Annotated in this window: 1 protein-coding gene; it reads right to left on the reverse strand. The window is 57.4% G+C overall.

What is annotated here, in order from left to right; genetic code table 11:
* Nucleotides 1-68: 68 nt before the first annotated feature.
* On the reverse strand, nucleotides 69-333 hold a 265-nt coding region (locus tag HMPREF2604_RS06220; protein WP_168162996.1), incomplete at its 5' end, for an ATP-binding protein.

Raw genomic sequence — 333 nt, forward strand, 5'->3', positions numbered from 1 at the left:
GTGGTGAGTATCTGGTAGCGCCTGAGTGAGTACCTGGTAGCGGTATCTCACTCAGGCTTTGTCGGTTGTTATGCGTTGGTGGTCAGGCGCATGTTTGGTCCTTCCAATGTGATGATCTCGGCGCCGGAGACGAGTCGGTTGAGGATTGACTCGGAGATCACGGCGTCGGGGATGGACTTGTACCACTCCAGTGGGGTGAATTGTGAGGTCACTATCGTTGAGACTTTGCCTTCTCGCCCGGCGAGGATGTTGAGAAGTTGGTGCGCGGTCGCGGCATCCACAGGTGTGGTCAGGAAGTCATCGAGGACCAGGACGTCGACGTCGTGGAGCTGC

Source organism: Corynebacterium sp. HMSC055A01 (assembly GCF_001809405.1).
GTDB classification, from domain to species: Bacteria; Actinomycetota; Actinomycetes; order Mycobacteriales; family Mycobacteriaceae; genus Corynebacterium; species Corynebacterium hesseae.